Genomic DNA, 26,822 nt, shown 5'->3' with positions numbered 1-26,822 from the left:
TCACATGCACCCCGGCGGGGTGGGACAGGAGGGACCATGACGCTGAGAGAGCAGACTGAACAGAGGGAGCGGGAGACACTGTCCTCCCGCGCCTGCCTGGCGGAGCAGACCCGGGGCCGGGCGCGGCCGGAGGAGCCCTGCGGCGTGCGCACCTGCTTCCAGGTGGACACAGACCGCATCGTCTACTGCAAGTCCTTCCGGCGGCTGAAGCACAAGACCCAGGTGTTCCTCCAGCCGGAGGGGGACCACTACCGTACCCGGATGACCCACACCCTGGAGGTCAGCCGCATTGCCCGGACCATCGCCCGGGGGCTGGCGCTGAACGAGGACCTGACCGAGGCCATCGCCCTGGGCCACGATTTGGGCCACACCCCCTTCGGCCACGCGGGAGAGCGGCTGCTCAACTCCATCGTGCCCGGCGGCTTCGCCCACTTCCGGCAGTCCCTGCGGGTGGTGGAGCGGCTGGAGAAGGAGGGAGCCGGACTGAACCTGACCTGGGAAGTGCGCAACGGCATCGAGCGCCATACCGGCGGGGAGGACGCCGCCACCCTGGAGGGGCAGGTGGTCCGTCTGGCCGACAAGATCGCCTACATCAACCACGACATCGAGGATGCCCTGCGGGGCGGAGTGATCTACCCCATCGACATCCCGCTGGAGGTGTCCCAGGTGCTGGGCTTTACCCACGGGGAGCGGATCAACGCCCTGGTGGTGGACGCCATCTCCGCCAGCCGGGGGCAGGACCGCATCTGTCAGTCCCCCCAGGTGGGGGAGGCCATGGCGGTGCTGAAGGAGTTCATGTTCGCCAATGTCTACACCAACCCCATCGCAAAGGGGGAGGAGAGCAAGGCCCAGGACATGCTGAAGATGCTCTTCGGGTATTACCAGAAAAACCCCGATGAGCTGCCCGCCGACTTCCAGGCGATCCGCCTGGAGGAGGGGGTGGACCGGGCGGTGTGCGACTATATCGCAGGGATGACCGACCCCTTCGCGGTGAGCGAGTACACCCGGCTGTTCATCCCTATGGGATGGGGCGTGAAGTAGGCCTTTTTCCCCAAATAGGGATAAAGAGCCGGGATTCGGGCCATCAATAGCGGAAGGGGGAGAAAAATGCCCATACCGGAGCGGTTTTTGGACGAGCTGATCGCCCGGACTGACATCGTGGACCTGGTGGGCGAGTATGTGCGCCTGACCAAAAAGGGCCGCAACTACTGGGGACTGTGCCCCTTCCACTCAGAAAAGACCCCCTCCTTTTCCGTCTCCCCGGACAAGCAGATCTTCAAGTGCTTCGGCTGCGGGAAGGGCGGCGGGGCCATCAACTTCATCATGGAGCTGGACAGCCTGCCCTTCCGGGACGCGGTGGGAGTGCTGGCCAAGCGGGTGAACCTGGAGGTGCCGGACACCGGCGGCTTCAGCGCCGGCATGAAGGAGCGGCGGGAAAAGCTGCTGACCATCAACAAGGCGGCGGCCCGGGTGTTCCACAAGTGGCTGTACGCCCCGGAGGGGGCGGCGGGGCTGGCCTACCTTCAGAGGCGCGGGCTGAGCCGGGGGACCCTGACCCGGTTCGGACTGGGCTTCGCCCCCGACCGCTGGGACGGTCTGCTGACGGCCCTGGCGGAGCAGGGGTGGGACAAGGCCGACCTGCTGGACGCCGGGCTGGCGGTGAGCAACAAGGACGGCCGCATCTATGACCGCTTCCGAAACCGGGTCATGTTCCCTATCATCGACATCCGGGGGGACGTGATCGGCTTCGGCGGCCGGGTGATGGATGACTCCACCCCCAAGTACCTCAACTCGCCGGACACGCCGGTGTACAACAAGAGCCGCAATGTATTTGCCCTGAACATCGCCAAGAAGTCCAGGGCGGGGCGGGTGATCCTGACGGAGGGGTATATGGACACCATCTCCCTCCACCAGGCGGGCTTTGACAGCGCGGTGGCCTCCCTGGGCACCTCTCTGACCGCGGAGCACGCCCAGCTGCTGGCCCGCTACTTCAAGGACGCGGTCATCGCCTACGACGGCGACGGGGCGGGGGTGTCCGCCGCCCAGCGGGCCATCCCCCTGCTGGAGCGGGCGGGGCTGAATGTGAAGGTCCTCCGGGTGAAGGGGGCAAAGGACCCGGACGAGTTCATCAAGAAATACGGGCCCGAGGCCTTCGCCCGTCTGCTGGACAAAAGCGAGAACCACATCGACTACCGGCTGGAGCAGCTGCGGGGCCGGTATGACCTGAGCGACGACAGCCAGCGGGTGGAGTTTCTGCGGGAGGCCACCGGGGTGATCGCCTCCCTGCACAGCGCGGTGGAGCGGGAGATCTATGGGGGCCATGCGGCCCAGATGGCAGGCATCTCCGCCGAGGCCATGGCCCAGGAGGTCAAAAAGGAGCTCCGCCGCCGCATCCAGAAGGAAAAAAAGCAGCAGGAGCGGCGGGACCTGTCCCCCGCCACCCAGCTCCAGCCCAAGGCCAGGGGGATGCGCTACGACAACATCCGCTCCGCCCGGGCGGAGGAGGGGGTGCTGCGCCTGATCCTGCTGGACAGCTCCCTGCTGGAGGAGACGGAGGGCCTGACGGGTTCGGAGTTCTCCTCTCCGCTGCTGGGGCGGATCTTTGACCTGCTGCGCAGCCGTGCGGCAGAGGGACTGAGCACCCAGCTGCCCGCCCTGGCCGGAGCGCTGGAGCCGGAGGAGATGGCCCACCTGGCCTGGGTGGCCGAGCAGCCGGAAAATCTGGCCAACAGCCACAGAGCCCTGGCCGACTACATCGCCCTCATCCGGGAGGAGGGGCTGCGCCGCAGCGGGACAGATGAGGAAGCTCTGCTGAGGGCGGCGCAAAAGAGATATCAGGAAACAAAAGCATATATGGAGGAGAAGCCATGAGCACCAAGAAGACAGAGACTTCCGCCGCTGTGGAAGAGAAGAAGAGCAAGACCGACATCGAGACCCGCATGGAAGCGGGCAAGGTGGAGGTCATGAAGGTGGTGGGAGGCATCCCAGGTGCGGAAAAGCTGGCCGAACTGATCGAGCGGGGCAAGAAGAAGGGCAATCTGTCGGCCGCCGAGCTGATGGACGTGCTGGAGGACATGGATCTGGAGTCCGAGCAGATGGACAAGATCTATGATACTCTGGAGAACCTGGGCATCGACACAGTGGGGGAGGACTACATCCCCGAGCTGCCCGACGACGTGGAGCCCACCATTGAGGCCATCGAGGAGCTGCCTGAGGAAGAGATCGTGGACCCCAACACCATGGTGGACGCCTTCGGCACCGACGACCCGGTGCGGATGTATCTGAAGGAGATCGGCAAGGTCAACCTGCTCACCTCCGATGAGGAGATCGACCTGGCCCAGGCCATGGGGGCGGGCGCCGAGGCAAAGGAGCAGATGGAGGAGCTGGAGAGCTCCGGAGAGGAGATCCCCGCCGAGGTCCGCACCGAGCTGGAGAAAGCCATCAAAAAGGGCGAGCGGGCCAAGCAGCGGCTGGCAGAGGCCAACCTGCGCCTGGTGGTCTCCATTGCCAAGCGGTATGTGGGCCGGGGGATGCAGTTCCTGGACCTGATCCAGGAGGGCAACCTGGGCCTGATCAAGGCGGTGGAGAAGTTCGACTACACCAAGGGGTACAAGTTCTCCACTTACGCCACATGGTGGATCCGTCAGGCCATCACCCGGGCGATCGCTGACCAGGCCCGCACCATCCGCATCCCGGTGCACATGGTGGAGACCATCAACAAGGTGATCCGGGTCTCACGCCAGCTGCTCCAGGAGCTGGGCCACGACCCCACGCCGGAGGAGATCGCCGACGAGATGAACATGCCGGTGGACCGGGTGCGGGAGATCCTGAAGATCGCCCAGGAGCCTGTCTCTCTGGAGACCCCCATCGGGGAGGAGGAGGACAGCCACCTGGGGGACTTCATCCCCGACGAGGATGCCAGCGAGCCCGCCGAGGCCGCCTCCTTCACCCTGCTGAAGGAGCAGCTGGTGGATGTGCTCTCCACCCTGACCCCCCGGGAGGAGAAGGTGCTCAAGCTGCGCTTCGGCATCGAGGACGGACGGACCCGTACCTTGGAAGAGGTGGGAAAGGAGTTCAACGTCACCCGGGAGCGCATCCGCCAGATCGAGGCCAAGGCCCTCAGAAAGCTGCGTCATCCTTCTCGTTCCAAGAAACTAAAAGACTTTTTGAACTGATCCGGGGATCGTTTTGCTGAGTGTTCCGGGGCGCAGCTTTCCGGGGCCCCCGGGCGGGCCCAGCGCAGCGGGCCGCACGGGGAGAGCCGGAGCGACGGAATGAGTGAGCTCCCGCCTCCGGCAGGGGCGAGGGATATGCAGTCCGCGACGGCGACGCGTCATCCTTCTCGTTCCAAGAAACGAAAAGACTTTTTGAACTGACAGGCGGGCAGAGCACCGGAGGGCCGGGGCGCAGGTTTCAGGTGCCCCACCTGCAAAAAGGACCCCAGCGGAACACACATCCCCCGGAGCGCGGCTCCGGGGGTGTGCTTTGCGGGAAAGAGCGGAGAACGACTATGACAAAGCAGGATGTTTTGAAGCAGTATTTCGGCTATGACACCTTCCGGGGCGGTCAGGAGGAGATCATCGACGCACTGCTGGCCGGGCGGGATGTGCTGGCCGTCATGCCCACGGGAGCGGGGAAATCGGTGTGCTATCAGGTGCCTGCCCTGCTGCTGCCCGGCATCACCCTGGTGGTCTCCCCGCTGGTCTCCCTCATGAGGGACCAGGTGACCCAGCTGGTGCAGATGGGAGTGCCCGCCGCCTACCTCAACAGCTCTCTCACCTACCGGCAGTATCTGCTGGCCCTGGACCGGGCCAGGGAGGGCCGGTACAAGATCATCTATGTGGCTCCGGAGCGGCTGGATACCGAGGGGTTCCAGTCCTTTGTCCGCTCGGCCCAGATCTCCATGGTGGCAGTGGACGAGGCCCACTGTATCTCCCAGTGGGGGCAGGACTTCCGCCCCGCCTATCTGAACATCCCGGACTTTGTGGACCGGCTGCCCCAGAGGCCGGTGGTGGGGGCCTTCACCGCCACCGCCACCTCGGAGGTCCGGGAGGATATCCAGCGGCTGCTGGAGCTGGAGGCCCCCCTGTCCATCACCACCGGGTTTGACCGGGACAACCTGTATCTGGAGGTGTGCCGCCCCTCCGTAAAGCGGGTGGAGCTGCTGGCCCGGGTGCGGGAGCGGCCGGGGGAGTGCGGCATCGTCTACTGCTCCACCCGGAAGAACGTGGAGGAGGTCTGCCAGTTCCTCCAGAGCTCCGGCATCTCCGCAACCCGCTACCACGCCGGGCTGGAGCCGGAGGAGCGGCAGCAGAATCAGGAGGACTTCCTCTTCGACCGGGTCCAGGTGATGGTGGCTACCAACGCTTTCGGGATGGGGATCGACAAGTCGGACGTGCGCTTCGTCATCCACTACAACATGCCCAAGGACCTGGAGAGCTACTACCAGGAGGCGGGCCGGGCAGGCCGGGACGGGGCGGAGGCCCGATGTATCCTGCTGTACAGCGGGCAGGACGTGCGCACAGCCCAGTTCCTCATCAGCCAGAGCGAGCCCAGCGAGCAGCTGGACCCGGAGACGGCGCGGCAGCTCCAGGAGCGGGACTTGGGTCGTCTGAAGCAGATGACGTTCTACTGCCGCACCCGGCGGTGCCTGCGTCAGTATATCCTGAACTATTTCGGCCAGTCGGCCCCGGACTACTGCGGCGCCTGCTACAACTGCCTCCACAATTTCCAGGAGATCGATGTGGGGGAGGACGCCCGGGCCATCCTCCGCTGTGTGGCGGAGACCGGCCAGCGGTTCGGCGCCGGACTGATCGCCGCAGTGCTGTGCGGCGGGGAGAACGAGAAGATCCGCCGTTACCGGCTGGAGCGGGAGAGGACCTATGGAGCCCTGGCCGCCCTGAGTCAGCGGGAGGTCCAGGACCGCATCCGCTTCCTGGTGGACGAGCACATCCTGGAGCTCACTGACGGCCAGTACCCGATCCTCCGGTGCGGGGAGCGGGCGGAGGACGTGGCGTACAGCGACGGACCGCTGATGATGAAGGCCGTTCGGGAGGAGCGGCCGGCGGCCGACCGCCGGCGGGCGGAGGACAGCCCCCTGACAGAGCGGCAGCAGGCCCTCTTCCAGCGGCTGCGGGAGGAGCGCGCCCACCTGGCCCGCCTCCGGGGCGTGCCGGCTTTTGTGATTTTCTCCGACAAGACCCTGCGGGAGATGGCGGCTGCCCAGCCACGGGATCTGCGTCAGCTCCAGAACGTGGGCGGCGTGGGCAGCTTCAAGGCGGAGCAGTACGGAGCTCAGTTCCTGGAGATCATCTCGGATTTTCAGGAGACAGCGGCAATATAAGAGCCTGCCCCAGACAGATGGTGTCCGGGGCAGGCTCTTATATACATATTTTACTTCGGAGCGTGGGGGCCGCAGCGAGTGTGGTGTCCGCCGCACCCGCCGCAGGTGCCGCAGTCCCCATTGCAGTGGCCGCCCGACTTGTGGGACTGCCACAGGGAGCGGACCGCGAGGGCGACCACGCCCGCAAGGATCAGGGAGACGATGATGGTAGGCAGCAGCTGGGACATATCTGACCCTCCTTGTCGATCACAGATTATTTCTTGCTGGCAGGGATGTCGGTCAGGTGACGGACCTCCTCGCTGGGCTGGTAGCCCCTGCGCACCAGCAGGAAGATGATGCCGGCCAGCAGGGCGATGGCGATGACGGTGAAGACGCTGAAGGCGGCCTCGCCGGTGAACAGACCGCCGATCTGATAGACGATCATGGCAGTCACATAGGCGAACAGGCACATGTAGCCGATGGCGCCCAGAGTCCACTTGGTGTTGTGCATCTCCCGCTTGATGGCGCCCATGGCAGCGAAGCAGGGGGCGCACAGCAGGTTGAAGATCATGAAGGAGTAGGCGGAGATGGCGCCGAAGTCAGCCCCCACCATAGCCCAGATGGGGCTGGAGTCCTCCATCAGATCGATGTCGCCGGCGTAGTGGTACAGCACACCGAAGGTGTTAACCACCTCCTCCTTGGCGATGAGGCCGGTGAAGGTAGCCACTGCGGCCTTCCAGGCCATGGAACCGGTCCAGCCCAGGGGGTAGAAGATCCAGGCGATGGCATTGCCGATGACGGCCAGCAGGGAGTCGTTGTTGTCCTCCACGGCCTGGAACACGCCGTCCACAAAACCGTAGCCCTGGAGGAACCACAGGATGATGGAGGAGATCAGGATGACGGTGCCGGCCCGCTTGATGAAGGACCAGCCACGCTCCCAGGTGGCCCGCAGCACGTTGCCGGCGGAGGGGGCGTGGTAGGCGGGCAGCTCCATGACAAAGGGGGCGGGCTCGCCGGCAAAGGCCTTGAATTTCTTCAGCATGATGCCGGAGACGATGACCGCCGCCACGCCAATGAAGTAGGCGGAGGTAGCCACCCAGGCGGAGTTGCCAAAGACAGCGCCGGCGAACAGGCCGATGATGGGCATCTTGGCGCCGCAGGGGATGAAGCCGGTGGTCATGATGGTGATTTTGCGGTCACGGTCCTGCTCGATGGTGCGGGAGGCCATGATCCCGGGCACGCCGCAACCGGTAGCCACCAGCATGGGGATGAAGCTCTTGCCGGACAGGCCGAAGCGGCGGAAGATCCGGTCCATGATGAAGGCGATGCGGGCCATGTAGCCCACATCCTCCAGGACAGCCAGCAGGACGAACAGGACCAGCATCTGGGGCACGAAGCCCAGCACGGCGCCCACGCCGGCCACGATACCGTCCTGGATCAGGCCGTACAGCCAGTCGGCCACCACAGGCTCGCCACTGGCGTTGAGCAGGAAGCTGTCAAAGAAGCCGGGCACCCACTCACCGAAGATGGTGTCGTTGGTGAAGTCAGTGGCGGCGGTGCCGATGGAGATGGCCCAGCCGCCCATGGCGATGGCATAGATCAGAAACATCACTGCCACGAAGATGGGCAGGGCCAGGACACGGTTGGTCACGATCCGGTCGATCTTGTCGGAGGTAGTCAGGCTGTGCTTGGGGGCCTTCTTTTTTACTGCCCTGTTGACCACAGAGTTGATGTACGCATAGCGCTGGTTGGTGATGATGCTCTCAGCGTCGTCCTCCAGCTCGTTCTCACAGTCGGCGATGTGGGCCTCCAGGTGGGCCTCCAGGTCTTTGGTCAGGGTCAGGGACTCCAGCACCTTCTCGTCCCGCTCGAACACCTTGATGGCATACCAGCGGAGATACTGGTCGTCCACCATGCCCTGAATGGACTCCTCAATGTGGGCGATGGCGTGCTCTACGCTGCCAGTGAACACGTGGGGGAGCTCCCCGGCCTTGTGGGCCTGGGCCGCGGCTACGGCCCGCTCGGCGGCGGCCATGCCGCCCTCGCCCTTCAGGGCGCTCATCTCCACCACCTGGCAGCCCAGGGCCTGGCCCAGCTTCTGGAGGTCGATCTTGTCGCCGTTCTTCCGCACCAGATCTATCATGTTGACCGCCACTACCACGGGCAGGCCCAGCTCGATGAGCTGGGTGGTCAGGTACAGGTTGCGCTCGATGTTGGTGCCGTCCACGATGTTGAGGATGGCGTCCGGCTTCTCATTGACCAGGTAGTTGCGGGCCACCACCTCCTCCAGCGTATAGGGGGACAGGGAGTAGATGCCAGGCAGGTCCTGGATGATGACCTCCTTGTGGCCCTTCAGCTTGCCCTCCTTCTTTTCCACCGTGACGCCGGGCCAGTTGCCCACGTACTGGTTGGAGCCGGTCAGGGCATTGAACAGGGTGGTCTTACCGCAGTTCGGGTTGCCCGCCAGCGCGATCTTGATGTTCATGGTATTTCTCCCTTCAGAAAGTTAGAAGTGACTAACTAACAGTGAAAAACGAAAGCGGAGCTCAGAGGATCTCGATCATCTCCGCGTCTGCCTTGCGGACGGACAGCTCATAGCCCCGCACATTCAACTCCATAGGGTCCCCCAGCGGGGCGACCTTTCGGATGTGGATCTCCACTCCCTTGGTGATCCCCATATCCATAATGCGGCGCTTCACGGCTCCCTCGCCGTGGAGCTTAGCCACGGTGACGGTGTCTCCCACCTTGGCGTCTTTCAGCGTTTTCATCCTTTCTCTCCTCCTCAGATCATAATACGGTTGGCCATGGTCCTGTCCACAGCGACCCGGCTGTCCTTTACCTGAAGAATCAGGTTGCCGGCCATCTCGCTGATGACGGTCACCGACTCGTCCACCACAAAGCCGAGCTCTGCCAGATGCTGGCGCACCTCGTCCCTGCCGGTGATCTTTCGGATGACCACGGTCTCGCCGGGTCTGGCCATTGTCAGGGGCATCATGAGACTCCCTCCCAGATCAGGTTGACTTTTGCTGCTAGAATTGCTTGAAAAGCTGGTTAGCTTAATCTAACCATCGGAACAGATAGAGTTTACTTCTGCTAACCGGATTTGTCAAGCCCTTTTCTGAAAAAATTGGGCCGTGCTCCGCACTTTTCCAGCCGAGACAAAAGCAGCCGGTGAACAGAGCAGGATCCCGTCTATTTTTCCCAGAGAGAAAAAAGCATGGCCCGCCGTACCAGCGGCGGGCCATGTGCCTTATTTCACGTTTTGGCCGGGGAAGGTGAGGCGGATGGTGGTCCCGCGGTCCGGCTGGCTCTCCAGGGAGAGGTCGGCCCCGTGGAAGGCCGCCCCGTGCTTGACAATGGACAGTCCCAGACCGGTGCCTCCGATGGCTTTGGAGTGGCTCTTGTCCACCCGGTAGAACCGCTCAAAGACCCGGCTCTGGTCCTCAGGAGGGATACCGATGCCCGTGTCGGACACAGAGAGCTCCGCGCCCCGGTCGGAGCGGGAGACGGAGATAGTGACCCGGCCCCCAGGACGATTGTACTTGATGGCGTTGTCGCACAGGTTGCTGATCATCTCGTCCAAAAGCTGGCGCACGCCAGAGATCCGCACCGGTCCGCCCGTCACCTCCAGGGTGACCTGCCCCTTGACAGCGGCGGGGGTCAGGCGGCCGGCCACCTCCTGGGCCAGGTGGTACAGGTCCACCTCCTCCGTCTGGAGGGAGCTGCCCCCTTCATCCAGCTGGGACAGGCGGAGGATGTCCTCCACCAGGCGGATCATGCGCTGGGCCTCGCCGTAGATGTCGTCTGCGAAGCCGGGGATGTCCTGCGGCTTGACCAGCCCGCCCTTGATGATCTCCGCAATGCCGGAGATGGAGGTGAGGGGGGTCTTGAGCTCATGAGATACATTGGCGGTGAACTCCCGGCGCAGCTCCTCCCGCTGTTCCCGCTCGGTGACATCCAGGATGACCAGCACGGCGCCGGCCACCTGGCCGTCTTGGATCACGGGGTTGGCCAGCAGCTGGCAGCAGCGGCCTCCCAGGTCCACCAGCTGCTCGTCCCGCCTGCCGGTGAGGGCGGCATCCACCGCTTGGCGGAAGCGCTCGGTGCGGTTCAGAGTGAGGTAGCTGGCCCGTTCCTCAGGGGCGGCGGCGTGGAGCAGGCGCAGGGCACCGGAGTTGTGGGAGAGGATGCGCCCCTGCCGGTCCAGCAGGAGGAAGCCCTCGCTCATGTTCTCGGTGATGGCGGTGAACTCGTTCTGCTTCTGGCGCAGCTGGGCCATCTGCTGGGCGATGGTCTGGTTCTGCTGCTTGATGCGGGAAAGCAGGGGGGTGAGCTCTTCGTAGGTGTCGGAGTCCTCTGGGTGCTCCAGGTCGATGGCAAGGACGGGCTTGATGATGTGCTTGGAAAGGCGGGAGGCCAGCACCGCCGACAGGGCCACGGCCAGCACCAGGATGATGAGGATGGGCTGGACCATGGACAGGAGCAGGGAAGGGAGGCTGCGCTGCTCACTGGACACCCGCAGCACCGTCCCGTCAGCCAGCCGCTGGGCAAAGTACAGGGTCCGCTGAGAGAGGGTCGTGGAGTAGCGGGAGGCGGTGCCTGTCTCGCTCTCCAGAGCGGCTCGCACCTCCTCCCGGTCGGCGTGGTTCTCCATCTGGGCGGGGTCGGCCTGGTTGTCAAAGAGGACAGTGCCGCCGGCGTCGATCCAGGTGATACGGTTGGCGGAGGAGAGACCGTCCAGATAATCCATGCTGCCCATCTCCACCCCACGGGCGGCCAGGGCGGCCTCCGACTCCAGCTGGATCAGCAGCTGGCTGCCAAAATACTGGTACAGCACGCCCATGAACAGAGCGATAGAGAGAAAGAATACCGCAACGCCCACCAGAAAGGAGTTGCGGAAGATTTTAGATGTCATGGCTGTTCCTCACTTTTGGACGGATCAGATTCCGCCTTGTAGCCAACGCCCCGCACGGTCTCGATGCAGCGGCCCGCCTCCCCCAGCTTTTGACGCAGGGTGCGGACGTGGACATCCACTGTGCGGCTGGCGCCGTCGAACTCATAGCCCCAGATGGTGTTGAGCAGCTGGTCCCGGGTAAATACGGTCCCCGCATGCTCCACCAAAAGGGAGAGCAGCTGGAATTCCTTCAGGGTGAGGGTGACTTCCCGCCCGTGGGCCAGCACCTGATGGCGGGCCGGATCGATGCGCAGTGGGCCCAAAGTAAGGGCGTGGACCGGCTCCGCCTCCCCGCCGCTGTGGCGCAGGGCGGTGCGGATGCGGGCCATCAGCTCCATCATGCCGAAGGGCTTGGCGATGTAGTCGTCCGCCCCGCCGTCCAGGCCCACCACCTTGTCGTACTCGGTCCCCTTGGCGGTGATCAGGATGACGGGGAGCCTGGCGGTGGAGGCGCCGGCGCGGATGCGCTTGAGGATGTGCAGGCCGTCCTCCTCTGGGAGCATCAGGTCCAGCAGAACCAGGGAGGGGAGCTGCCGCTCCATGGCGGCCCAGAACTGGGAGGGCAGTTCAAAGCCCTCCGCCTCCATGCCCTGGCTGTTCAGGGTATAAATGACCAGCTTGCGGATGCTGGGGTCGTCTTCCAGAAAATAAATCATGGGTAGGACCTCCTACGGCTGTGAAAATTGGGGCGCCCGCCGTTCAGGGCAGGTCAGCATGGTGCCCGGTGAGGGAGTACTCCACCCACTCGGCGATGTTGACGGCGTGATCTCCGATGCGCTCCAGATATTTGGCGATCATCAGCAGGTCGATGCACACCTCTCCGCTGTCCCCCATGCCGATGCGGCGGATCAGCTCCTCACGGACCTGGAGAAACAGATCGTCCACCACGTCGTCGGAGGAGATCACTGCCTCCGCCAGACCCAGGTCCTTGCGGACAAAGGAGTCCACGCTGTCGGTGACCATCTTGATGGTGGCCCGGGCCATGTCCCCGATAGGGACCAGGTCCTTGATGCTGTTGTCGGCGATATCCCGGGTGATCTCAGCGATGTCTGCGGCTTGGTCGCCGATGCGCTCCATGTCAGAGATCATCTTCAGGGCGGAGGAGATGGTGCGCAGATCCCGGGCCACCGGCTGCTGCTGGAGCAGCAGCTTCATACACAGGCTTTCGATGTCCCGCTCCTTTTGGTTGATGTCCCGCTCCGCGGCCAGCACGGTCTCCCGCAGGCCGGAATCGCCGTCCAGCAGGGCCTTGGCCGCGCCGGAGATGACCTCCTCGCACAGGGCACCCATGGTGATAAGTTCTACGTTGAGCCGCTCCAGCTGTGCTTCAAATTTGACTCGCATTATCCAAACCTCCCGGTGATGTAGTCCTCGGTGCGCTTGTCCTGGGGCATGGAAAAGAGCTGCTCCGTGTCCCCGTACTCCACCAGGTCGCCCAGCAGGAAGAAAGCGGTCTGGTCGGAGACGCGGGCGGCCTGCTGCATGTTGTGAGTCACCATGACGATAGTGTACTCGCTTTTCAGCTCCATGGCAAGGTCTTCTATTTTGGATGTAGAGATGGGGTCCAGGGCGGAGGTGGCCTCGTCCATCAGCAGCACCTCCGGTTGGACGGCCAGGGCCCGGGCGATGCACAGGCGCTGCTGCTGGCCGCCAGACAGGCCCAGGGCGGGCTTTTTCAGCCGGTCTTTCACCTCGTCCCAGATGGCGGCCTGACGCAGGGACTTCTCCACCAGCTCGTCCAAGGCCAGCTTGGAGCGCACTCCATGGGTGCGGGGGCCGTAGGCCACGTTGTCGTAGATAGACATGGGAAAGGGGTTGGGCTTCTGGAACACCATGCCGATGCGCCGGCGCAGGTCGGTGACGTCCACGCCGGGGGCGTAGATCTCCTGCCCGTGGAAGGTGAGGGAACCGGTGATCTTCACGCTGGGGATCAGGTCGTTCATCCGGTCGATGGTCCGCAGAAAGGTGGACTTGCCGCAGCCGGAGGGCCCGATGAGGGCGGTGATCTTGTTGGCTTTGATGTCGATGGAGATGTCCTTCAGTGCGTGGTTCTCACCGTAATACAGGTTCAGCCCGCAGGCCGAGAGAATGACAGATTGATCCATAGTTGTCCTCCTTAGCGCTTTTTCAGGCGCTTGCCCACCAGCTTGGCGGACAGATTGATGGCGAGGGTGATGGCCAGCAGGACCAGGGCCACAGAGAAGGCCAGGTCGAACTCGGCCCGCTCCTTGGCGTAGACGTACAGGGCCACAGTGAGGGTGGCACCGGAGCTGTCAGTCAGGCCACTGAACAGAAGGGAAAGGTCACCGGTGGACAGAAAATGCGACAGAGCTTGGTCGTTGAAGCTGCCGAAAAAGTTCTGGAGGGTGGTGCCCATGCCGGCGGTGAACATGAGCACCGCAGACTCGCCCACCACACGGCCGATGGACAGGATGCAGCCGGTGACGATGCCGTCCACGGAGGAGGGGAGCACCACGGTGCGGATCATGTGCCACTTGCCGGCCCCCAGGCCCAGGGAGCCCTCCCGGTAGCTCTGGGGCACCGTCTTCAGGGACTCCTGGGTGGTGCGGATGATGGTGGGCAGGGTCATGATGACCAGGGTGAGGGCGCCGGCCAGCAGGGTCTTGCCCAGGTCCATGACCTGACAGAAGATCAGCATACCCACCAGGGCGTACAGGATAGAGGGGATGCCGGCCAGAGTCTCGGTGGCGAACTCGATGGCAGAGACCAGCTTGTGGTTGGAGGCGTACTCGGTGAGGTAGATGGCGGCCCCCACCCCCAGGGGCAGGATGAAGATCAGGGTGACCACGATGACATAGAGGGTGTTCTGGATGGCAGGCATGATGCCGTCGGTCCCCCGCAGGACACTCTCCTGGCTGGTGAGGAAGGTCCAGTTCAGATTGGGCAGGCCCCGGTAGAGGATGTAGCCGATGAGAAAGAGGAGCAGCAGGCAGGTGATGCCCGCGGAGAGATACAGCAGCCCGCGCATCCCCACCTCATAGGTGCGGCGGCGGGGAGAGAGGCCCTTGGACTGGTAGCTCTGGGCCTCTTCCGAGGAGATCATGGCGTTGGTCATAGCTCAGCCCTCCTTGTTCCGTTTCAGGAATACGTTTAGGATCACATTGATGCACATGATAAACAGAAATAGGATCAGCCCAATGGAGTACAGGGCGTTGCGCTGGAGGCTGCCCACGGCGGCATAGCTCATCTCGCTGGCAATGGCGGTGGTGAGGAATTTGACGCTGGAGAGCAGAGAGGGCATGTTGGCCACATTGCCGGCCACCATCAGGATAGCCATGGCCTCACCGATGGCCCGGCCCACGCCCAGCACCACAGCGGCGGCGATGCCGCTCTTGGCTGCGGGGACAGAGACCCGGAAGTAGGTCTCCAGCTCGGTGGCCCCCAGGGCCAGGCTGGCCTCCTCATACTCCCGGGGCACCGCATTCAGGGCGGTCTCGGACACCGAGATGATGGAGGGCAGGATCATCACTGCCAATACGATGATGGCGGCCAGCAGGCTGTCACCGGCGGCGATGTCAAAGGTTTTACGGATGGCGGGGAGAAGGACCATCATGCCCACCAGGCCGTAGACCACCGAGGGGATGCCCGCCAGTAGATCCACTGCCGGACGGATGACGGCGGCCACCTTGGGGGGCGCCACCTTGGAGAGAAAGACGGCGGTGAGGAAGCCGATGGGCACCCCGATGAGGATGGCCCCGGCGGTGCCATAGATAGAGGTGAGGATAAAGGGGAGGATGCCATAGGCGGGGTCGGTCTTGTCGGTGGAGGCCCAGCGAGTGCCGAAGAGGAAGTCGGTCAGCCCCACCTCACGGATAGCGGGCAGGCCGGAGATGATCAGGTACACGGTGATCAGCAGGACAAAGGCGATAGCGATGAAGCCGCAGACCAGAAATACGGTCTTCATGATCCACTCCATGGCCTCTTTGGCCCGGAGGGCGCCCCCGCCGGGGACGCCGGGATGCTCTTTTTTCATAGTACTCAACCTTTTCTTGTAGATTCTGTCTCCTCAGCTGACACACGGGCGCGGGGGCCGTGCCTGTGTGTCAACTGAGGAAAGGGGGCAGAAGGGGAGACATCATTCAAAACAAGCCCCCGGGCTCGGGGGCTTGTTTTGAATTGGATCGGGTGAGCTCAGGCGTTGGCAGACACAGCGCCGGCAACAGCAATGATCTCAGCGGCGTCAGCGCTCATAGCAAAATCCAGGAAAGCCTGGGCTGCCTCGGAGAGCTGGGTGCCCTCCTTGGTGACCATAACGAAGGGACGCTGGATCTCATAGGAGCCGTCCTTCACGGTGTCCTCGGAGGGGGTCACGCCGTTGACCGCCACGGCCTTCACGGTGTCGTCCACGGCGGACAGGGAGGCATAGCCGATGCCGTTGGGGTTGGAGGCCACGTTGCCGATGACGTCGCCGGTGGAGGAATACTCGTTGGTGTACTTACAGGCATCTTCAACGCCCACGATCTCCTCAAAGGCCCCCCGGGTGCCGGAGCCGGCCTCGCGGCCAAAGACCGCGATCTCGGCATCGGCGCCGCCCAGCTCGGACCAGTTGGTGATCTCGCCGGTGAAGATCTGGGCGATCTGCTCCACGGTCAGGTCGGTCACGCCGTTCTCGGGGTTGACAACCACGGCCACGCCGTCCAGGGCTACGATGTTCTCTACGGCGCCGTTGCTCTTCTCTTCGTCCTTCAGGGCACGGGAGGCCAGTCCCAGGTCCACGGTGCCGTCGATGGCGGCCTGGATGCCGGTGCCGGAGCCAGTGCCGGAGTAGTTGACGGTCACATCGGGGTTCTGCTCCATAAAAGCCTCAGCCAGGGCCTTGACCACGCTCTCCATGGAGGTGGAGCCGTCTGTGTTCACGGTGCCGCTGAGGGTGGTGGTCTGGGATTGGACAGGGGTGGAGCTGGCGGCGGGGGTGCTGGTGGGAGTGGAGGTGGTCCCATTGGAGCCGCAGCCGGCCAGCAGGCCGGCCATCAGGGCCAGAGACAGCCCCATGCAAGTCAGTTTTTTCATGTAAGATCTTCTCCTTTATTGCATTCGTTTTGTGTTTCATCTGGAGTACAGGGCTCAGTATAAAAAAGAAATGTAAAATGCGAAACAGCGGATATGTTAAATCTGCGTAAAGTGCGGTAAAATCAGAGAGTAAAAATGTAAAATACCGGCCGCCGGGACTTCCGGCGGCCGGTTTGGAATATCACATGTTCTGAATGGAACGGTGGACTGGCCTCAGCTCCGCTCCTCCACGGGGTCCTTGTCCCGGAAGAGCAGAGAGATGCACCACACGGCGGAAAGACCCACCAGGGTATAGATCACGCGGCTGATCATACTGCCGGAACCGCCGCAGGCGAAGGCCACCAGGTCGAATCGAAACAGACCCACGCTGCCCCAGTTCAGGCCGCCGATGATCAGCAGAGTCAGGGCGATCTTATCCATTATCATGGTTCATACCTCCTCGCATTGGTATTCCGGAGGTAGTTTGGCCAAAAGAGAGCTTTTTATTCCGTCGGTTCAAAAATTAAGGGAGCCCGGCCCGAAGCCGCAGGGCAGCAGGGTGGAGAGCGGGGCGGACTGGAAGGCACCGTCCCCTCGGACGGCCAGGACCCGGAGCTGGGGAGCAAATTCAAACAGCATCTGCCGGCAGGCACCGCAGGGCCAGCAGAAGTCGCTTCCCCGGCCGGCGATGGCGATAGCGGTGAAGCCGCCGGTGCGGCCCTCGCTCACCGCCTTGACCAGCGCCGTGCGCTCGGCGCAGAGGGTGGAGCCGTAGGCGGCGTTCTCCACATTGCATCCGGTGAACACCGCCCCGTCACTGCACAACAGGGCAGCGCCCACGGGAAAATGAGAATAGGGTACATAGGCCCGCTCCTGCATGGAGACGGCCGTGGAGATCAGCTCAGCATCAGTCATAGTTTGCTCCTTTCTGTGGCGGATATCCGGAAAGCGGGAAGCGCCGGTGCTGCGGAATGCCCCGGCGGGGACCGCAAAGGGAGACATCGCTCTGGGGGAAAAACAGAATGTGAAGGAGAGAGGGCCATATTATAAAACAGAGCGTGAAAAAGACCTGTGGTTTCCTTTACGGTCAGTACAGGCAGAGTCCCTGCATCTCGTCTCTATTTTACCACAGAGACCGGTGCTTCTCAAGGGCCTCCACGTCTCTTCTGCGCCGGGAACTGCCAGGGGATGGCTCCGGCAGTTTGAAAAAAACCGGGTGATCGGAGACCACTGCCTTGCAAAGGACAGGACAACATGGTGGAGTAAAGCAAAAAATTTTGTGCCCTTTGGCGGGAGGAACGCCTTGTTACGCACCCGGGGCCGGCCTGGGAGAAACAGGAACAAGCAGGAGCAAAATAAGACATTTGTTCCAAACAGTGATTTTTTGCAACGACCTATGTGAAAAAAACAAGTTCCTGCTCTTGCCAGAACGGGACACAGAGCTTATAATAAAAAAACGACAGCAGAGAAAAATGACGAAAAGGGAGCTCGCATGACGGGCTGAGAGGGAGCTGTTCGCTCCGACCTGTGACCTGATTTGGGTAATGCCAACGTAGGGAAATATACTTGCGGAACTAGGCCGCGGGGATATCCCGAAGTGGGGTGCCCCGCGGTTTTTGCTGTCTGCGGACAAAGGAGAGAGGGATATGGAGCTGGGAGCCTGCCTGGACCGGGTGCGGGAGCGGAGGCCGCTGATCCACTGCATCACCAACTATGTGACGGCCAACGACGTGGCAAACCTCCTGCTGGCCTGCGGGGCCAGCCCCATCATGGCCGATGAGCCGGAGGAAGTGGAGGAGATCACGGCCCGGTGCGCCGGACTGTGCCTCAACTTGGGAACACCCAGCCGGCGCACCATCCCCAGCCTGATGCGGGCCGGGGTCAAGGCCGGGGAGCTGGGCCGCCCAGTGGTGCTGGACCCGGTAGGGGTGGGGGCCAGCGCCCTGCGTCTCCGCACGGCCCAGGAGCTGATGGCCCGTGTCACCTTTACCGTGCTGCGGGGCAATGTCTCAGAGCTGCGGGCCCTGGCGGGCGGCCAGGAGCACACCCGGGGGGTGGACGCCGGCGGGGCGGACGCAGTGACGGAAGCGGAACTGGAGCGGGGGGTGGCCTTCGCCAAAGGGACCGCCCGCCGCACCGGGACCGTAGTGGCGGTCACCGGGGCCATTGACCTGGTCTCAGACGGGGAGCAGTGCGTCGTGATCCGCAACGGCCGCCCGGAGATGGGGCTGGTCACCGGTACCGGCTGTCAGCTGTCCGCCCTGACTGCGGCCTGCCTGGCCGCCAGCCCGGAGCGCCCCCTGGAGGCGGCCGCCGCCGCGGTGTGCGCCATGGGAGTGGCGGGGGAGCTGGCCTGGGCGAGGATGTCCCCTCAGGACGGAAACGCTACCTATCGGGATCGGATCATTGACGCTGTGTGCCGGATGGACGGCGCGGCGCTGGAGAAAGGAGCCAACTATGAGATGCGATAAAAAGGATTTGCTGCTCTACGGCGTAACGGACCGGAGCTGGCTGGGGGACAGGACCCTGGCCCAACAGGTAGAGGCATCCCTGCGGGGGGGCGCCACCATGATCCAGCTGCGGGAGAAGCATATGGACCGTGGGAGCATTCTGGCCCAGGCCCTGGAACTGCGGGAGCTGTGCGGGCGCTACGGCGTGCCCCTGATCCTCAACGACGATGCGGAACTGGCCCAGGCGGCAGGAGCGGACGGCGTCCACGTGGGCCAGAGCGATATGGAGGCGGGGCGAGTCCGGGCCCTGCTGGGGGAAGACAAACTCATCGGCGTGTCCGCACGCACGGTGGAGCAGGCCCTGGCCGCCCAGGCGGCGGGGGCCGACTACCTGGGGGTAGGAGCCATGTTCCCCACCGGGACCAAGCAGGACACCCGACCAGTGAGCTATGACACCCTGAAGGCCATCTGCGCCGCCGTGGATATCCCTGTGGTGGCCATCGGGGGCATCGGAGCCGGCAATGTGGCGGAGCTGGCGGGGAGCGGCATCGCCGGGGTGGCGGTGGTCTCAGCCCTGTACGCCCAGCCCGACGTGGAAGCGGCCACCCGCTCCCTCCGGGCCCAGGTGGAGCGGGTGGTGGGCCCATGAGGATCGAGGGGGCCATCTTCGATCTGGACGGGACCCTCACCGACTCCATGTACATCTGGAACGAGGCGCCCAAGGCTCTGGTCCGGAAGTTTGGAGGAAAGCCGCCGGAGGACCTGGCCCGGGACATCCGGGAGATGGGGCGGCGGGAAGCCTCGGAGTACATGGTGGATACATTTTGCCTCCCCTGTACGCCCGAACAGGTGATGGAAGGGGTGAACGCCCTGGTGACAGGGGAATACCGGGACAGGGTCCCCATGAAGACGGGGGCGGACACACTGCTGGAGCGGCTGGGAGCCCTGGGGGTCCCCTGCGGCATCGCCACCGCCAGCGAGGCCTTTCAGGCACGGGACGCCATGGTCCGTCTGGGGCTGTGGAAGCACTTCCTGTTCGCCTTCAGTTCCCTTCAGTACGGGCCTAAGACCGGACCGGACCTCTATCGGGCTGCTGCCCGCAGCCTGGGCAGCGCGCCGGAGCGCACGGTGGTCTTTGAGGATGCCCTCCATGCCGCACGCAGCGCCAAACGGGCGGGCTTTCTGGTGGCGGGGGTGTATGACCCCTCCGCCGAGGAGGATCAGGAGGCACTGCGGTGCCTCTGCGACTGGTATCTTCCCCGGCTGGACTCCCCGGATTTCCTGGCAGCATTGGAGCGGGGCTGAGCCGGGAATGGAGCGGGTGCGGCCCGGAGAGGAGGGGCAGAGGAGCACAGTGAGGGATGGCCGTCAGACCGTCCCGAACACAGCAAAAATGGGGGCAGCCGTAAGGCCGCCCAGCCGGGGCGCAGCCCAGCGGAGCGGGTGCGGCCCGGAGAGGAGGAAGGGAGCGCAGTGAGGGATGGCCGTCAGGCTGTCCCGAACAGAGCGTACTTTGCTCCGACGACGCGGCACCTCGGGGGCACCACCTGGTGTCGCGGAACAAAACTTCAATGCGGAGAAAGGAGTTTTCTGATGAAAACAGCATTGACGATCGCTGGGAGCGATTCCAGCGGAGGCGCCGGGATCCAGGCCGACATCAAGACCATGACTGCCAACGGCGTCTACGCCATGAGCGCGGTCACCGCTCTGACGGCCCAGAATACCACCGGCGTCTACGGCATCCTGGAGTCCACCCCGGAATTCCTGGCCAGTCAGCTGGACTGCATTTTTACCGACATCTTCCCCGATGCCGTCAAGACAGGGATGGTGTCCTCTACCGGGCTGATCCAGGTCATCGCGGACAAGCTGAAGCAGTACCAGGCCCGGAACATCGTGGTGGACCCGGTGATGATCGCTACCAGCGGGTCCCGCCTGATTTCGGAGGAAGCGGTGGAGGCGCTGAAGAGCCAGCTGCTCCCCCTGGCCGCCGTCCTCACCCCCAACATCCCAGAGGCGGAGGTCCTGTCGGGCCTCACCATCTCCGGCTCGGAGGACATGGAGCGGGCTGCCCGGGAGATCGGGGAGCGGTACGGCTGCGCTGTGCTGTGCAAGGGCGGGCACGACCTGAACGACGCCAACGACCTGCTGTGGCAGGATGGGAGCTGCAAATGGTTCTGCGGACGCCGGATCCATAACCCCAACACCCACGGGACAGGCTGTACGCTCTCCAGTGCCATCGCCTCCAATCTGGCGAAGGGCTGCGACCTGGAGACGGCGGTGGAGCGGGCGAAGATCTATCTCTCGGGGGCGCTGTCCTCCATGCTTGACCTGGGGGCGGGCAGCGGCCCCCTGGACCACCTCTTTTCCATCCCGGAGCTGGACCTGGACCGCATCCGGTCCCTTCAGTCCCCCGCCGGAGGAAGGTGAGGGGCGGTCCGCCTGATGACCGAGATCCATGAAATAGGAATCAATAGATAAAGGAGAAGATCTTTATGGAACGCAATTATACCACACAGATGGACGCCGCCCGCCGGGGGATCGTGACCCCGGAGCTGGAGACTGTCGCCCGAAAGGAGCACATGTCCGTGGAGGAGCTGATGCCCCTCGTCGCGGCCGGCAAGGTGGCCATCCCTGCTAACCGCCTGCACAAATGCCTGGACCCGGAGGGCATCGGCTCCATGCTCCGCACCAAGATCAATGTCAACCTGGGAGTCTCCCGGGACTGCAAGGACTACGACGTGGAGATGCAGAAGGTGCTCTCTGCGGTGAATATGGGGGCCGAGGCCATCATGGACCTGTCCAGCCATGGCAACACCCAGCCCTTCCGCCAGAAGCTCACTGCCGAGTGCCCGGTGATGATCGGCACCGTCCCTGTCTATGACAGCGTCATCCACTACCAGCGGGACCTGGCCACCCTCAGTGCCAAGGACTTCATCGATGTGGTCCGCCTCCATGCCCAGGACGGCGTGGACTTCGTCACCCTCCACTGCGGCATCACCCGCAAGACCATAGATCAGATCCGCAAGCACAAGCGGAAGATGAACATCGTCTCACGGGGCGGTTCCCTTGTGTTCGCATGGATGTGCATGACCGGGGAGGAGAATCCCTTCTATGAGTTCTACGACGAGATCCTGGATATCTGCCGGGAGTACGATGTGACCATCTCCCTGGGCGACGCCTGCCGCCCCGGCTGCCTGGCTGACGCCACCGATGTATGTCAGATCGAGGAACTGGTCCGCCTGGGCGAGCTGACCAAACGGGCCTGGGAGAAGGACGTGCAGGTGATGGTGGAGGGGCCCGGCCATGTGCCCATGGACCAGATCGCCGCCAACATGAAGGTGCAGCAGACCATCTGCATGGGAGCCCCCTTCTATGTGCTGGGCCCCCTGGTCACCGACATCGCCCCTGGCTATGACCACATCACCGCTGCCATCGGCGGGGCCATCGCCGCCATGAGCGGCGCTGCTTTCCTGTGCTATGTCACCCCAGCCGAGCACCTGGCGCTTCCCAACCTGGACGATGTGAAGCAGGGCATCATTGCCAGCAGGATCGCTGCCCACGCCGCCGATATCGCAAAGGGCATCCGGGGCGCCCGGGACATCGACGACAAGATGGGCGACGCCCGCCGGGCCCTGGACTGGGAGGCCCAGTGGGCCTGTGCCCTGGACCCGGAGACTGCCAAGGCCATCCGGGACGACCGCTCCCCCGAGCATGACGACACCTGCTCCATGTGCGGCAAGTTCTGTGCTGTGCGCTCCATGAACAAGGCCCTCAGCGGGGAGTATATCGACATCCTCTGATGGATTGTCTCCCATCAGAAAAGGGAGCAGGAGGGAGAGGCGCCCCCCAGGGTGGGCGCTCATTCCCGGACCAACAGCTGAACAGCGCGGAAGACCGCCCTCTCACGAGGGCGGTCTTGACAAATACGGGGGGAAATGCCGGAGACGGGCCGCTTCATTGTTTTACCCATTAAAATAATAGGAAAATTTCTGTTTTCAGAAAAAATACAGTTAGACATTTGGAGCAGAACGTGCTAGAATAGGGGCAGATCCTGGCGAGAAGGGGCTGAGCGCCGTTTGAGGAGCGGAGTCCCGGGGCAAACTGATAGAAAGAAAGCGGAGCCCGGTCGGAGCAGGTCCGGGCCTGTACGCGGGAGGAACCTCATGTTAGAGTTACAAAACATCAGCTATGGCGTGGAGCAGGACGGCGACAGCAAGAACATCCTGCGGGACATCAGCCTGACCATCGACGAGCGGTTCGTGGCTATCACAGGGCCCAACGGCGGAGGAAAGTCCACTCTGGCCAAGGTCATTGCGGGCATCCTGACCCCCACTCAGGGGCGCATCCTGCTGGACGGGGAGGATATCACCGGGCTGGACATCACCCAGCGGGCCCAGAAGGGGATCAGCTTTGCCTTCCAGCAGCCTGTCCGCTTCAAGGGCCTGACGGTGAAGGACCTGATCACCCTGGCCTCGGGCAAGCAGATCGGGGTGCCGGAGGCGTGCGGCTATCTGTCCGAGGTGGGGCTGTGTGCCAAGGACTACATCGACCGGGAGGTGGACGCATCTCTGTCCGGCGGAGAGCTCAAGCGTATCGAGATCGCCATGATCATGGCCCGGGGCACCAAGCTGTCTGTCTTTGACGAGCCGGAGGCGGGCATCGACCTGTGGAGCTTCAGCAATCTGATCCAGGTGTTTGAGCATCTGCACGAGAAGATCAACGGCTCTATTATCATCATATCTCACCAGGAGCGTATCCTGGACATTGCGGACCGGATCATCGTGCTGGCCGACGGGCGCATCCAGACCCAGGGGACCCGGGATGAGGTGCTGCCCCAGCTGCTGGGAGAGGTCCCGGGCGTGTGCAGCGCCCTGTCGGAAAAAGTGCGGTAAGGAGGGAGCAGAGAGATGGACGCGATCCAGAAAAGCCTGCTGGAGCAGGTGGCCGGGCTCCACGAGGTGCCCGAGGGGGCCTATAACATCCGGGCAAACGGCAAGGCGGCGGCCCGAAACACTACCGCCAGCATCGACATCGTCTCCAAGGAGGACAAGGACGGCATCGACATCATCATCAAGCCGGGGACCAAAAACCAGTCGGTCCACATCCCGGTGGTGCTGAGCGAGAGCGGTCTGACGGAGACGGTATATAACGATTTCCTGATCGGAGACGACTGCGACGTGACCATCGTGGCCGGCTGCGGCATCCACAACTGCGGGGTGCAGAACTCGGAGCACTCCGGCATCCACACCTTCCATGTGGGCAAGCGCTCCAAGGTGCGCTATGTGGAGCGCCACTACGGCGAGGGGGACGGCCGGGGGGAGAACATCATGAACCCCACTACCGTAGTGGAGATGGACGAGGACAGCTACATGGAGATGGAGACCACCCAGATCAAGGGGGTGGACTCCACTGTGCGCACCACCAACGCCAAGCTGGGGCCCCGCGCCACCCTCATCATCAGGGAGAAGGTGATGACCCACGGCAGGCAGCTGGCCAAGTCCGACTTCACTGTGGACCTGGACGGAGAGGACTGCCACACCAACGTGATCTCCCGTTCTGTGGCTAAGGACCAGTCCAGGCAGGTGTTCCTGGCCCGCATCAACGGAAATGCCCGGTGCTACGGCCACTCGGAGTGCGACGCCATCATCATGGACCAGGGCGTGGTGGCCGCCATCCCGGAGGTCACCGCCAACTGCGTGGATGCCAGCCTGGTCCACGAGGCCGCCATCGGCAAGATCGCCGGGGAGCAGCTCATCAAGCTGATGACCCTGGGCCTGACGGAGAAAGAGGCGGAGGAGCAGATCGTCAACGGTTTTCTGAAATAAACGGACCACGGGAGAGAGGACGGAGACGTCCTCTCTTTCTTTTTCCGCCGGAATGTGGTACAATACCGGAAAAATCCTTTGTAAAGGGGGGCGGGCCGTGAGGACCATTTATGTTGACCTGGTGGAACTGGACCAGTCCGGTGCGCTGGGACTCATCAGCAGTAAGGTGCGGATCCTTCCCGCCGGGGCAGTGATCCGCACGGAGCAGGCCGAGATTCGGGCGGAGGTGCCCCAGTATCAGGAGATGGCAGAGCGGGCTGGGGTATTCTTTTTCTTTGAGGATGAGGAGCTCCCGGAACTCCCGTTCTTCGCGGTCCCCGGCCTGGAGCTGTCGGCCCGGGACCGGGATGGCAGCTGGTACGGCCGCTCGGAGGCCCTGGGGGAGGGTGTGTACTGCGTCACCCCGGAGGGGACTGCCTTCCGAGTGTCAGAGGACATGGGCCGGTTTTCCAGCCGCCTGCTGGCGGGGGAGGAGGTCCGGGAGATGTGGGAGCCAGCCCCAGGGCTCAGGGTGTACCCCTCCAAGGCGGAGGCGGCGGGACAGATCCGGCTGATTCCGCTCTCAGAACTGGCCCCGGAGGCACTGGAAAGGGGAGAATAGGCTGTGTATCAGATCGCTGGCGCCGCCCAGATGAAGGAACTGGACCGGCAGGCCATAGAAGAATATGGGGTCTCCTCGCTGGGGCTGATGGAGCGGGCCGCCCAGGCGGTGGCGGAGGAGGTGCGGGGGCTGCTGGAGGGCGGCGGCCCGGACTTCATCGGCGGAGCCGACTCTGTGAAGGTCCTGGGAGCAGGGGCGGAGACGGAGGAGGACCGGCGGGAGCTGGAGGCCCTTCAGGCCCTTGCGGAGGAGAAAAATCAGAATCACGCTCCCTGGGTGGGGGTGCTGTGCGGCCCCGGCAACAACGGCGGGGACGGCGTGGCCGCCGCCCGCATCCTCCGGGGCATGGGCTTTCGGGTCCGGGCCTTCCTGGTGGGGGACCGGAGGAAGATGACGCCGGACGAGCGGGCCATGGAGAAAAAGCTGGAAGAAGCTGGAGGCGTGCTGGAGGAGTTCCGGCCGGAGGACCGCCGGCAGATGCTGTGGTTGTCTCTGTGCGGCTGCCTGGTGGACGCCCTGTTCGGGGTGGGGCTCTCCCGCCCTGTGGAGGGGGACGCCCTTCTGGCTGTGCGATTGATGCAGGGAAGGTCCCCGCTGAAGCGGGTGGTGTCCTGTGACATCCCCTCCGGGGTCCACGCCGACACTGGCGCCGTATTGGGTGAGGCCGTCCGCGCGGACCGGACCGTCACGTTCACCTGCGCAAAGCCCGGCCTCTATCTGGGGGAGGGGGCCTCTTGTGCCGGACTGGTCACAGTAGCGGACATCGGCATCCCCCACAGGCTCATCTTCGGCCCCGGAGCACAGATGCGCTTCCCGGTGGGGGTGATGGGATATGAGGATGTGGTCCTGCCCCGGAGAAAGCGGGACTCCCACAAGGGGGACTACGGGCGGGTGCTGATCCTGGCAGGGAGCGTGGGCTATACCGGGGCCCCGGTGCTGGCCGCCTCCGGCGCGGTGCGCGGCGGGGCGGGCCTGGTGTCCCTGGGCGTGCCGGAGGAGATCTGGCCCATCGCGGCGGTGAAGTGTCTGGAGGCCATGCCCTTCCCCCTGCCGGCGCGGTATGAGGATATCCTGAGGCGGGCGTCGTCCTGCGAAGGGGTGCTCATCGGCCCGGGACTGGGCCGGGCGCCCCGGACGGAGCGGCTGGTCCGTTCCCTGCTGGAGGACCTGAAGGTGCCGGTGGTGCTGGACGCCGACGGCATAAACGCGCTGGACGGGCATATAGATAGTCTGGACGGACGAAGGGCTCCCACCATCCTGACCCCCCACGCCGGAGAGTTCGCCCGGCTGACCGGGCGGCCCCTGCCGCTGGAGGACCCCCTGACGGCGGCCCGGGACTTTGCCCGGGACCACCGGTGTGTGCTGGTGCTGAAGGGGCACCGCACCGTCACCGCTGCCCCGGACGGCCGGGCCTGGATCAACACCACGGGCAATCCGGGCATGTCCAAGGGGGGCAGCGGCGACGTGCTGGCCGGACTCATCCTCGCCCTGCTGGGACAGGGGTGGGAGCCGGAGCTGGCGGCCCGGGACGGCGTATATCTCCACGGGGAGGCCGGGGACCGCTGCGCCGGCAGCCTGGGGGAGTACGGTATGACGCCCGGGGACCTGGTGGAGCGGCTGCCTGAGACCCTGGAGGCCCACGTCCGGTCCGGATCCTGAA

Annotated in this window: 26 protein-coding genes and 1 riboswitch; of the genes, 13 read left to right on the top strand and 13 right to left on the bottom strand. The window is 64.0% G+C overall.

Annotated elements, in window-relative coordinates:
• Positions 1–36 precede the first annotated feature (36 nt).
• The 4 genes from L9O85_RS10775 to recQ all read left to right on the top strand — a co-directional run bounded on the left by L9O85_RS10775 (position 37) and on the right by recQ (position 6,343).
• A complete protein-coding gene (locus L9O85_RS10775; protein ID WP_050623779.1) occupies positions 37–1,041 on the top strand; it encodes a deoxyguanosinetriphosphate triphosphohydrolase in 1,005 nt (334 codons plus the stop codon).
• A 66-nt stretch (positions 1,042–1,107) separates the two neighbouring features.
• Positions 1,108–2,871: a DNA primase gene (gene dnaG / locus L9O85_RS10770; protein ID WP_301578586.1), complete on the top strand. Its 1,764-nt coding sequence runs from the start codon at positions 1,108–1,110 to the stop codon at positions 2,869–2,871.
• Positions 2,872–2,963: 92 nt separating this feature from the next.
• Entirely contained in the window at positions 2,964–4,175 is a 1,212-nt protein-coding gene (rpoD, locus tag L9O85_RS10765; RefSeq protein ID WP_077138818.1) for an RNA polymerase sigma factor RpoD, read from the top strand.
• 335 nt (positions 4,176–4,510) lie between these two features.
• The gene (gene recQ / locus L9O85_RS10760) at positions 4,511–6,343 is read left to right on the top strand and encodes a DNA helicase RecQ (protein ID WP_301578585.1); all 1,833 of its coding nucleotides are present in this window, start codon (positions 4,511–4,513) and stop codon (positions 6,341–6,343) included.
• 50 nt (positions 6,344–6,393) lie between these two features.
• On the opposite strand, the gene L9O85_RS10755 is transcribed toward recQ, so the two are convergent.
• From L9O85_RS10755 to cdd, 13 genes are all read right to left on the bottom strand, one after another.
• Positions 6,394–6,570 (bottom strand): FeoB-associated Cys-rich membrane protein, encoded by a 177-nt coding sequence (locus L9O85_RS10755; RefSeq protein WP_242850298.1) that lies wholly within the window; start codon positions 6,568–6,570, stop codon positions 6,394–6,396.
• Between the two features lie 26 nt (positions 6,571–6,596).
• Positions 6,597–8,807 carry a ferrous iron transport protein B gene (feoB, locus tag L9O85_RS10750; RefSeq protein WP_301578584.1) on the bottom strand — a complete coding sequence of 737 codons (2,211 nt, stop codon included), beginning with the start codon at positions 8,805–8,807 and terminating at the stop codon, positions 6,597–6,599.
• A gap of 61 nt (positions 8,808–8,868) precedes the next feature.
• On the bottom strand, positions 8,869–9,090 hold the full coding sequence (locus tag L9O85_RS10745) for a FeoA family protein (protein WP_050623783.1): 222 nt from the start codon (positions 9,088–9,090) through the stop codon (positions 8,869–8,871).
• A 14-nt stretch (positions 9,091–9,104) separates the two neighbouring features.
• Positions 9,105–9,317, bottom strand: coding sequence for a FeoA family protein (locus tag L9O85_RS10740; protein ID WP_050623784.1), 213 nt, complete (start codon positions 9,315–9,317; stop codon positions 9,105–9,107).
• Between the two features lie 255 nt (positions 9,318–9,572).
• On the bottom strand, positions 9,573–11,237 hold the full coding sequence (locus L9O85_RS10735; RefSeq protein ID WP_276756759.1) for a sensor histidine kinase: 1,665 nt from the start codon (positions 11,235–11,237) through the stop codon (positions 9,573–9,575).
• Positions 11,234–11,932: a response regulator transcription factor gene (locus tag L9O85_RS10730; RefSeq protein WP_050623785.1), complete on the bottom strand. Its 699-nt coding sequence runs from the start codon at positions 11,930–11,932 to the stop codon at positions 11,234–11,236. The genes L9O85_RS10735 and L9O85_RS10730 overlap by 4 nt, the downstream gene beginning before the upstream one ends.
• A gap of 43 nt (positions 11,933–11,975) precedes the next feature.
• On the bottom strand, positions 11,976–12,620 hold the full coding sequence (gene phoU / locus L9O85_RS10725; RefSeq protein WP_050623786.1) for a phosphate signaling complex protein PhoU: 645 nt from the start codon (positions 12,618–12,620) through the stop codon (positions 11,976–11,978).
• Positions 12,620–13,381, bottom strand: a complete 762-nt coding sequence (gene pstB, locus L9O85_RS10720) for a phosphate ABC transporter ATP-binding protein PstB (RefSeq protein ID WP_050623787.1) — start codon at positions 13,379–13,381, stop codon at positions 12,620–12,622. Before pstB ends, phoU begins: the two co-directional genes overlap by 1 nt.
• Before the next feature lie 11 nt (positions 13,382–13,392).
• On the bottom strand, positions 13,393–14,352 hold the full coding sequence (gene pstA, locus L9O85_RS10715; protein WP_082203537.1) for a phosphate ABC transporter permease PstA: 960 nt from the start codon (positions 14,350–14,352) through the stop codon (positions 13,393–13,395).
• Positions 14,353–14,355: 3 nt separating this feature from the next.
• Positions 14,356–15,213 (bottom strand): phosphate ABC transporter permease subunit PstC, encoded by an 858-nt coding sequence (pstC, locus tag L9O85_RS10710; protein ID WP_108981576.1) that lies wholly within the window; start codon positions 15,211–15,213, stop codon positions 14,356–14,358.
• Positions 15,214–15,428: 215 nt separating this feature from the next.
• On the bottom strand, positions 15,429–16,307 hold the full coding sequence (locus L9O85_RS10705) for a phosphate ABC transporter substrate-binding protein (RefSeq protein WP_050623788.1): 879 nt from the start codon (positions 16,305–16,307) through the stop codon (positions 15,429–15,431).
• Between the two features lie 213 nt (positions 16,308–16,520).
• Positions 16,521–16,733 carry a DUF378 domain-containing protein gene (locus tag L9O85_RS10700; protein ID WP_050623789.1) on the bottom strand — a complete coding sequence of 71 codons (213 nt, stop codon included), beginning with the start codon at positions 16,731–16,733 and terminating at the stop codon, positions 16,521–16,523.
• 69 nt (positions 16,734–16,802) lie between these two features.
• Positions 16,803–17,201 carry a cytidine deaminase gene (gene cdd / locus L9O85_RS10695; protein WP_050623790.1) on the bottom strand — a complete coding sequence of 133 codons (399 nt, stop codon included), beginning with the start codon at positions 17,199–17,201 and terminating at the stop codon, positions 16,803–16,805.
• A gap of 555 nt (positions 17,202–17,756) precedes the next feature.
• Positions 17,757–17,862, top strand: a riboswitch (TPP riboswitch).
• Positions 17,863–17,932: 70 nt separating this feature from the next.
• Between cdd and thiM the strand changes: the two genes are divergently transcribed.
• From thiM to L9O85_RS10650, 9 genes are all read left to right on the top strand, one after another.
• Positions 17,933–18,757: a hydroxyethylthiazole kinase gene (gene thiM, locus L9O85_RS10690; protein ID WP_276756758.1), complete on the top strand. Its 825-nt coding sequence runs from the start codon at positions 17,933–17,935 to the stop codon at positions 18,755–18,757.
• A complete protein-coding gene (gene thiE / locus L9O85_RS10685; protein ID WP_108980778.1) occupies positions 18,744–19,385 on the top strand; it encodes a thiamine phosphate synthase in 642 nt (213 codons plus the stop codon). The genes thiM and thiE overlap by 14 nt, the downstream gene beginning before the upstream one ends.
• The gene (locus tag L9O85_RS10680; protein ID WP_276756757.1) at positions 19,382–20,041 is read left to right on the top strand and encodes an HAD family hydrolase; all 660 of its coding nucleotides are present in this window, start codon (positions 19,382–19,384) and stop codon (positions 20,039–20,041) included. The genes thiE and L9O85_RS10680 overlap by 4 nt, the downstream gene beginning before the upstream one ends.
• Before the next feature lie 288 nt (positions 20,042–20,329).
• Complete coding sequence (gene thiD / locus L9O85_RS10675) at positions 20,330–21,163, top strand: bifunctional hydroxymethylpyrimidine kinase/phosphomethylpyrimidine kinase (protein ID WP_301578583.1); 834 nt, start codon at positions 20,330–20,332, stop codon at positions 21,161–21,163.
• A gap of 65 nt (positions 21,164–21,228) precedes the next feature.
• Complete coding sequence (gene thiC, locus L9O85_RS10670; protein ID WP_050623795.1) at positions 21,229–22,536, top strand: phosphomethylpyrimidine synthase ThiC; 1,308 nt, start codon at positions 21,229–21,231, stop codon at positions 22,534–22,536.
• Positions 22,537–22,899: 363 nt separating this feature from the next.
• Positions 22,900–23,628 carry an ABC transporter ATP-binding protein gene (locus L9O85_RS10665; protein ID WP_050623796.1) on the top strand — a complete coding sequence of 243 codons (729 nt, stop codon included), beginning with the start codon at positions 22,900–22,902 and terminating at the stop codon, positions 23,626–23,628.
• 15 nt (positions 23,629–23,643) lie between these two features.
• Positions 23,644–24,561 (top strand): SufB/SufD family protein, encoded by a 918-nt coding sequence (locus tag L9O85_RS10660; protein ID WP_050623797.1) that lies wholly within the window; start codon positions 23,644–23,646, stop codon positions 24,559–24,561.
• A 97-nt stretch (positions 24,562–24,658) separates the two neighbouring features.
• A complete protein-coding gene (locus tag L9O85_RS10655; RefSeq protein ID WP_301578582.1) occupies positions 24,659–25,162 on the top strand; it encodes a hypothetical protein in 504 nt (167 codons plus the stop codon).
• Between the two features lie 3 nt (positions 25,163–25,165).
• A complete protein-coding gene (locus L9O85_RS10650; RefSeq protein ID WP_301578581.1) occupies positions 25,166–26,821 on the top strand; it encodes an NAD(P)H-hydrate dehydratase in 1,656 nt (551 codons plus the stop codon).
• The last annotated feature ends 1 nt before the right edge of the window (position 26,822 follow it).

This window comes from Lawsonibacter asaccharolyticus (genome assembly GCF_022453915.1).
Classification (GTDB): domain Bacteria; phylum Bacillota; class Clostridia; order Oscillospirales; family Oscillospiraceae; genus Lawsonibacter; species Lawsonibacter asaccharolyticus.
The sequence above is the reverse complement of the archived record's forward strand: the minus strand, read 5'-3'. Positions and strand labels throughout refer to the sequence as shown.

Bases quoted from the DNA above. Each gene is read 5' to 3' on its own strand.
- cdd (WP_050623790.1), bottom strand. From the start codon at position 17,201: ATGACTGATGCTGAGCTGATCTCCACGGCCGTCTCCATGCAGGAGCGG.
- dnaG (WP_301578586.1), top strand. From the start codon at position 1,108: ATGCCCATACCGGAGCGGTTTTTGGACGAGCTGATCGCCCGGACTGAC.
- thiE (WP_108980778.1), top strand. From the start codon at position 18,744: ATGAGATGCGATAAAAAGGATTTGCTGCTCTACGGCGTAACGGACCGG.
- L9O85_RS10775 (WP_050623779.1), top strand. From the start codon at position 37: ATGACGCTGAGAGAGCAGACTGAACAGAGGGAGCGGGAGACACTGTCC.
- recQ (WP_301578585.1), top strand. From the start codon at position 4,511: ATGACAAAGCAGGATGTTTTGAAGCAGTATTTCGGCTATGACACCTTC.
- L9O85_RS10735 (WP_276756759.1), bottom strand. From the start codon at position 11,237: ATGACATCTAAAATCTTCCGCAACTCCTTTCTGGTGGGCGTTGCGGTA.
- pstB (WP_050623787.1), bottom strand. From the start codon at position 13,381: ATGGATCAATCTGTCATTCTCTCGGCCTGCGGGCTGAACCTGTATTAC.
- L9O85_RS10660 (WP_050623797.1), top strand. From the start codon at position 23,644: ATGGACGCGATCCAGAAAAGCCTGCTGGAGCAGGTGGCCGGGCTCCAC.
- feoB (WP_301578584.1), bottom strand. From the start codon at position 8,807: ATGAACATCAAGATCGCGCTGGCGGGCAACCCGAACTGCGGTAAGACC.
- L9O85_RS10730 (WP_050623785.1), bottom strand. From the start codon at position 11,932: ATGATTTATTTTCTGGAAGACGACCCCAGCATCCGCAAGCTGGTCATT.
- L9O85_RS10680 (WP_276756757.1), top strand. From the start codon at position 19,382: ATGAGGATCGAGGGGGCCATCTTCGATCTGGACGGGACCCTCACCGAC.
- L9O85_RS10665 (WP_050623796.1), top strand. From the start codon at position 22,900: ATGTTAGAGTTACAAAACATCAGCTATGGCGTGGAGCAGGACGGCGAC.
- pstA (WP_082203537.1), bottom strand. From the start codon at position 14,352: ATGACCAACGCCATGATCTCCTCGGAAGAGGCCCAGAGCTACCAGTCC.
- L9O85_RS10755 (WP_242850298.1), bottom strand. From the start codon at position 6,570: ATGTCCCAGCTGCTGCCTACCATCATCGTCTCCCTGATCCTTGCGGGC.
- pstC (WP_108981576.1), bottom strand. From the start codon at position 15,213: ATGGAGTGGATCATGAAGACCGTATTTCTGGTCTGCGGCTTCATCGCT.
- L9O85_RS10705 (WP_050623788.1), bottom strand. From the start codon at position 16,307: ATGAAAAAACTGACTTGCATGGGGCTGTCTCTGGCCCTGATGGCCGGC.
- L9O85_RS10700 (WP_050623789.1), bottom strand. From the start codon at position 16,733: ATGATAATGGATAAGATCGCCCTGACTCTGCTGATCATCGGCGGCCTG.
- thiD (WP_301578583.1), top strand. From the start codon at position 20,330: ATGAAAACAGCATTGACGATCGCTGGGAGCGATTCCAGCGGAGGCGCC.
- thiC (WP_050623795.1), top strand. From the start codon at position 21,229: ATGGAACGCAATTATACCACACAGATGGACGCCGCCCGCCGGGGGATC.
- L9O85_RS10740 (WP_050623784.1), bottom strand. From the start codon at position 9,317: ATGATGCCCCTGACAATGGCCAGACCCGGCGAGACCGTGGTCATCCGA.
- L9O85_RS10745 (WP_050623783.1), bottom strand. From the start codon at position 9,090: ATGAAAACGCTGAAAGACGCCAAGGTGGGAGACACCGTCACCGTGGCT.
- rpoD (WP_077138818.1), top strand. From the start codon at position 2,964: ATGAAGGTGGTGGGAGGCATCCCAGGTGCGGAAAAGCTGGCCGAACTG.
- thiM (WP_276756758.1), top strand. From the start codon at position 17,933: ATGGAGCTGGGAGCCTGCCTGGACCGGGTGCGGGAGCGGAGGCCGCTG.
- phoU (WP_050623786.1), bottom strand. From the start codon at position 12,620: ATGCGAGTCAAATTTGAAGCACAGCTGGAGCGGCTCAACGTAGAACTT.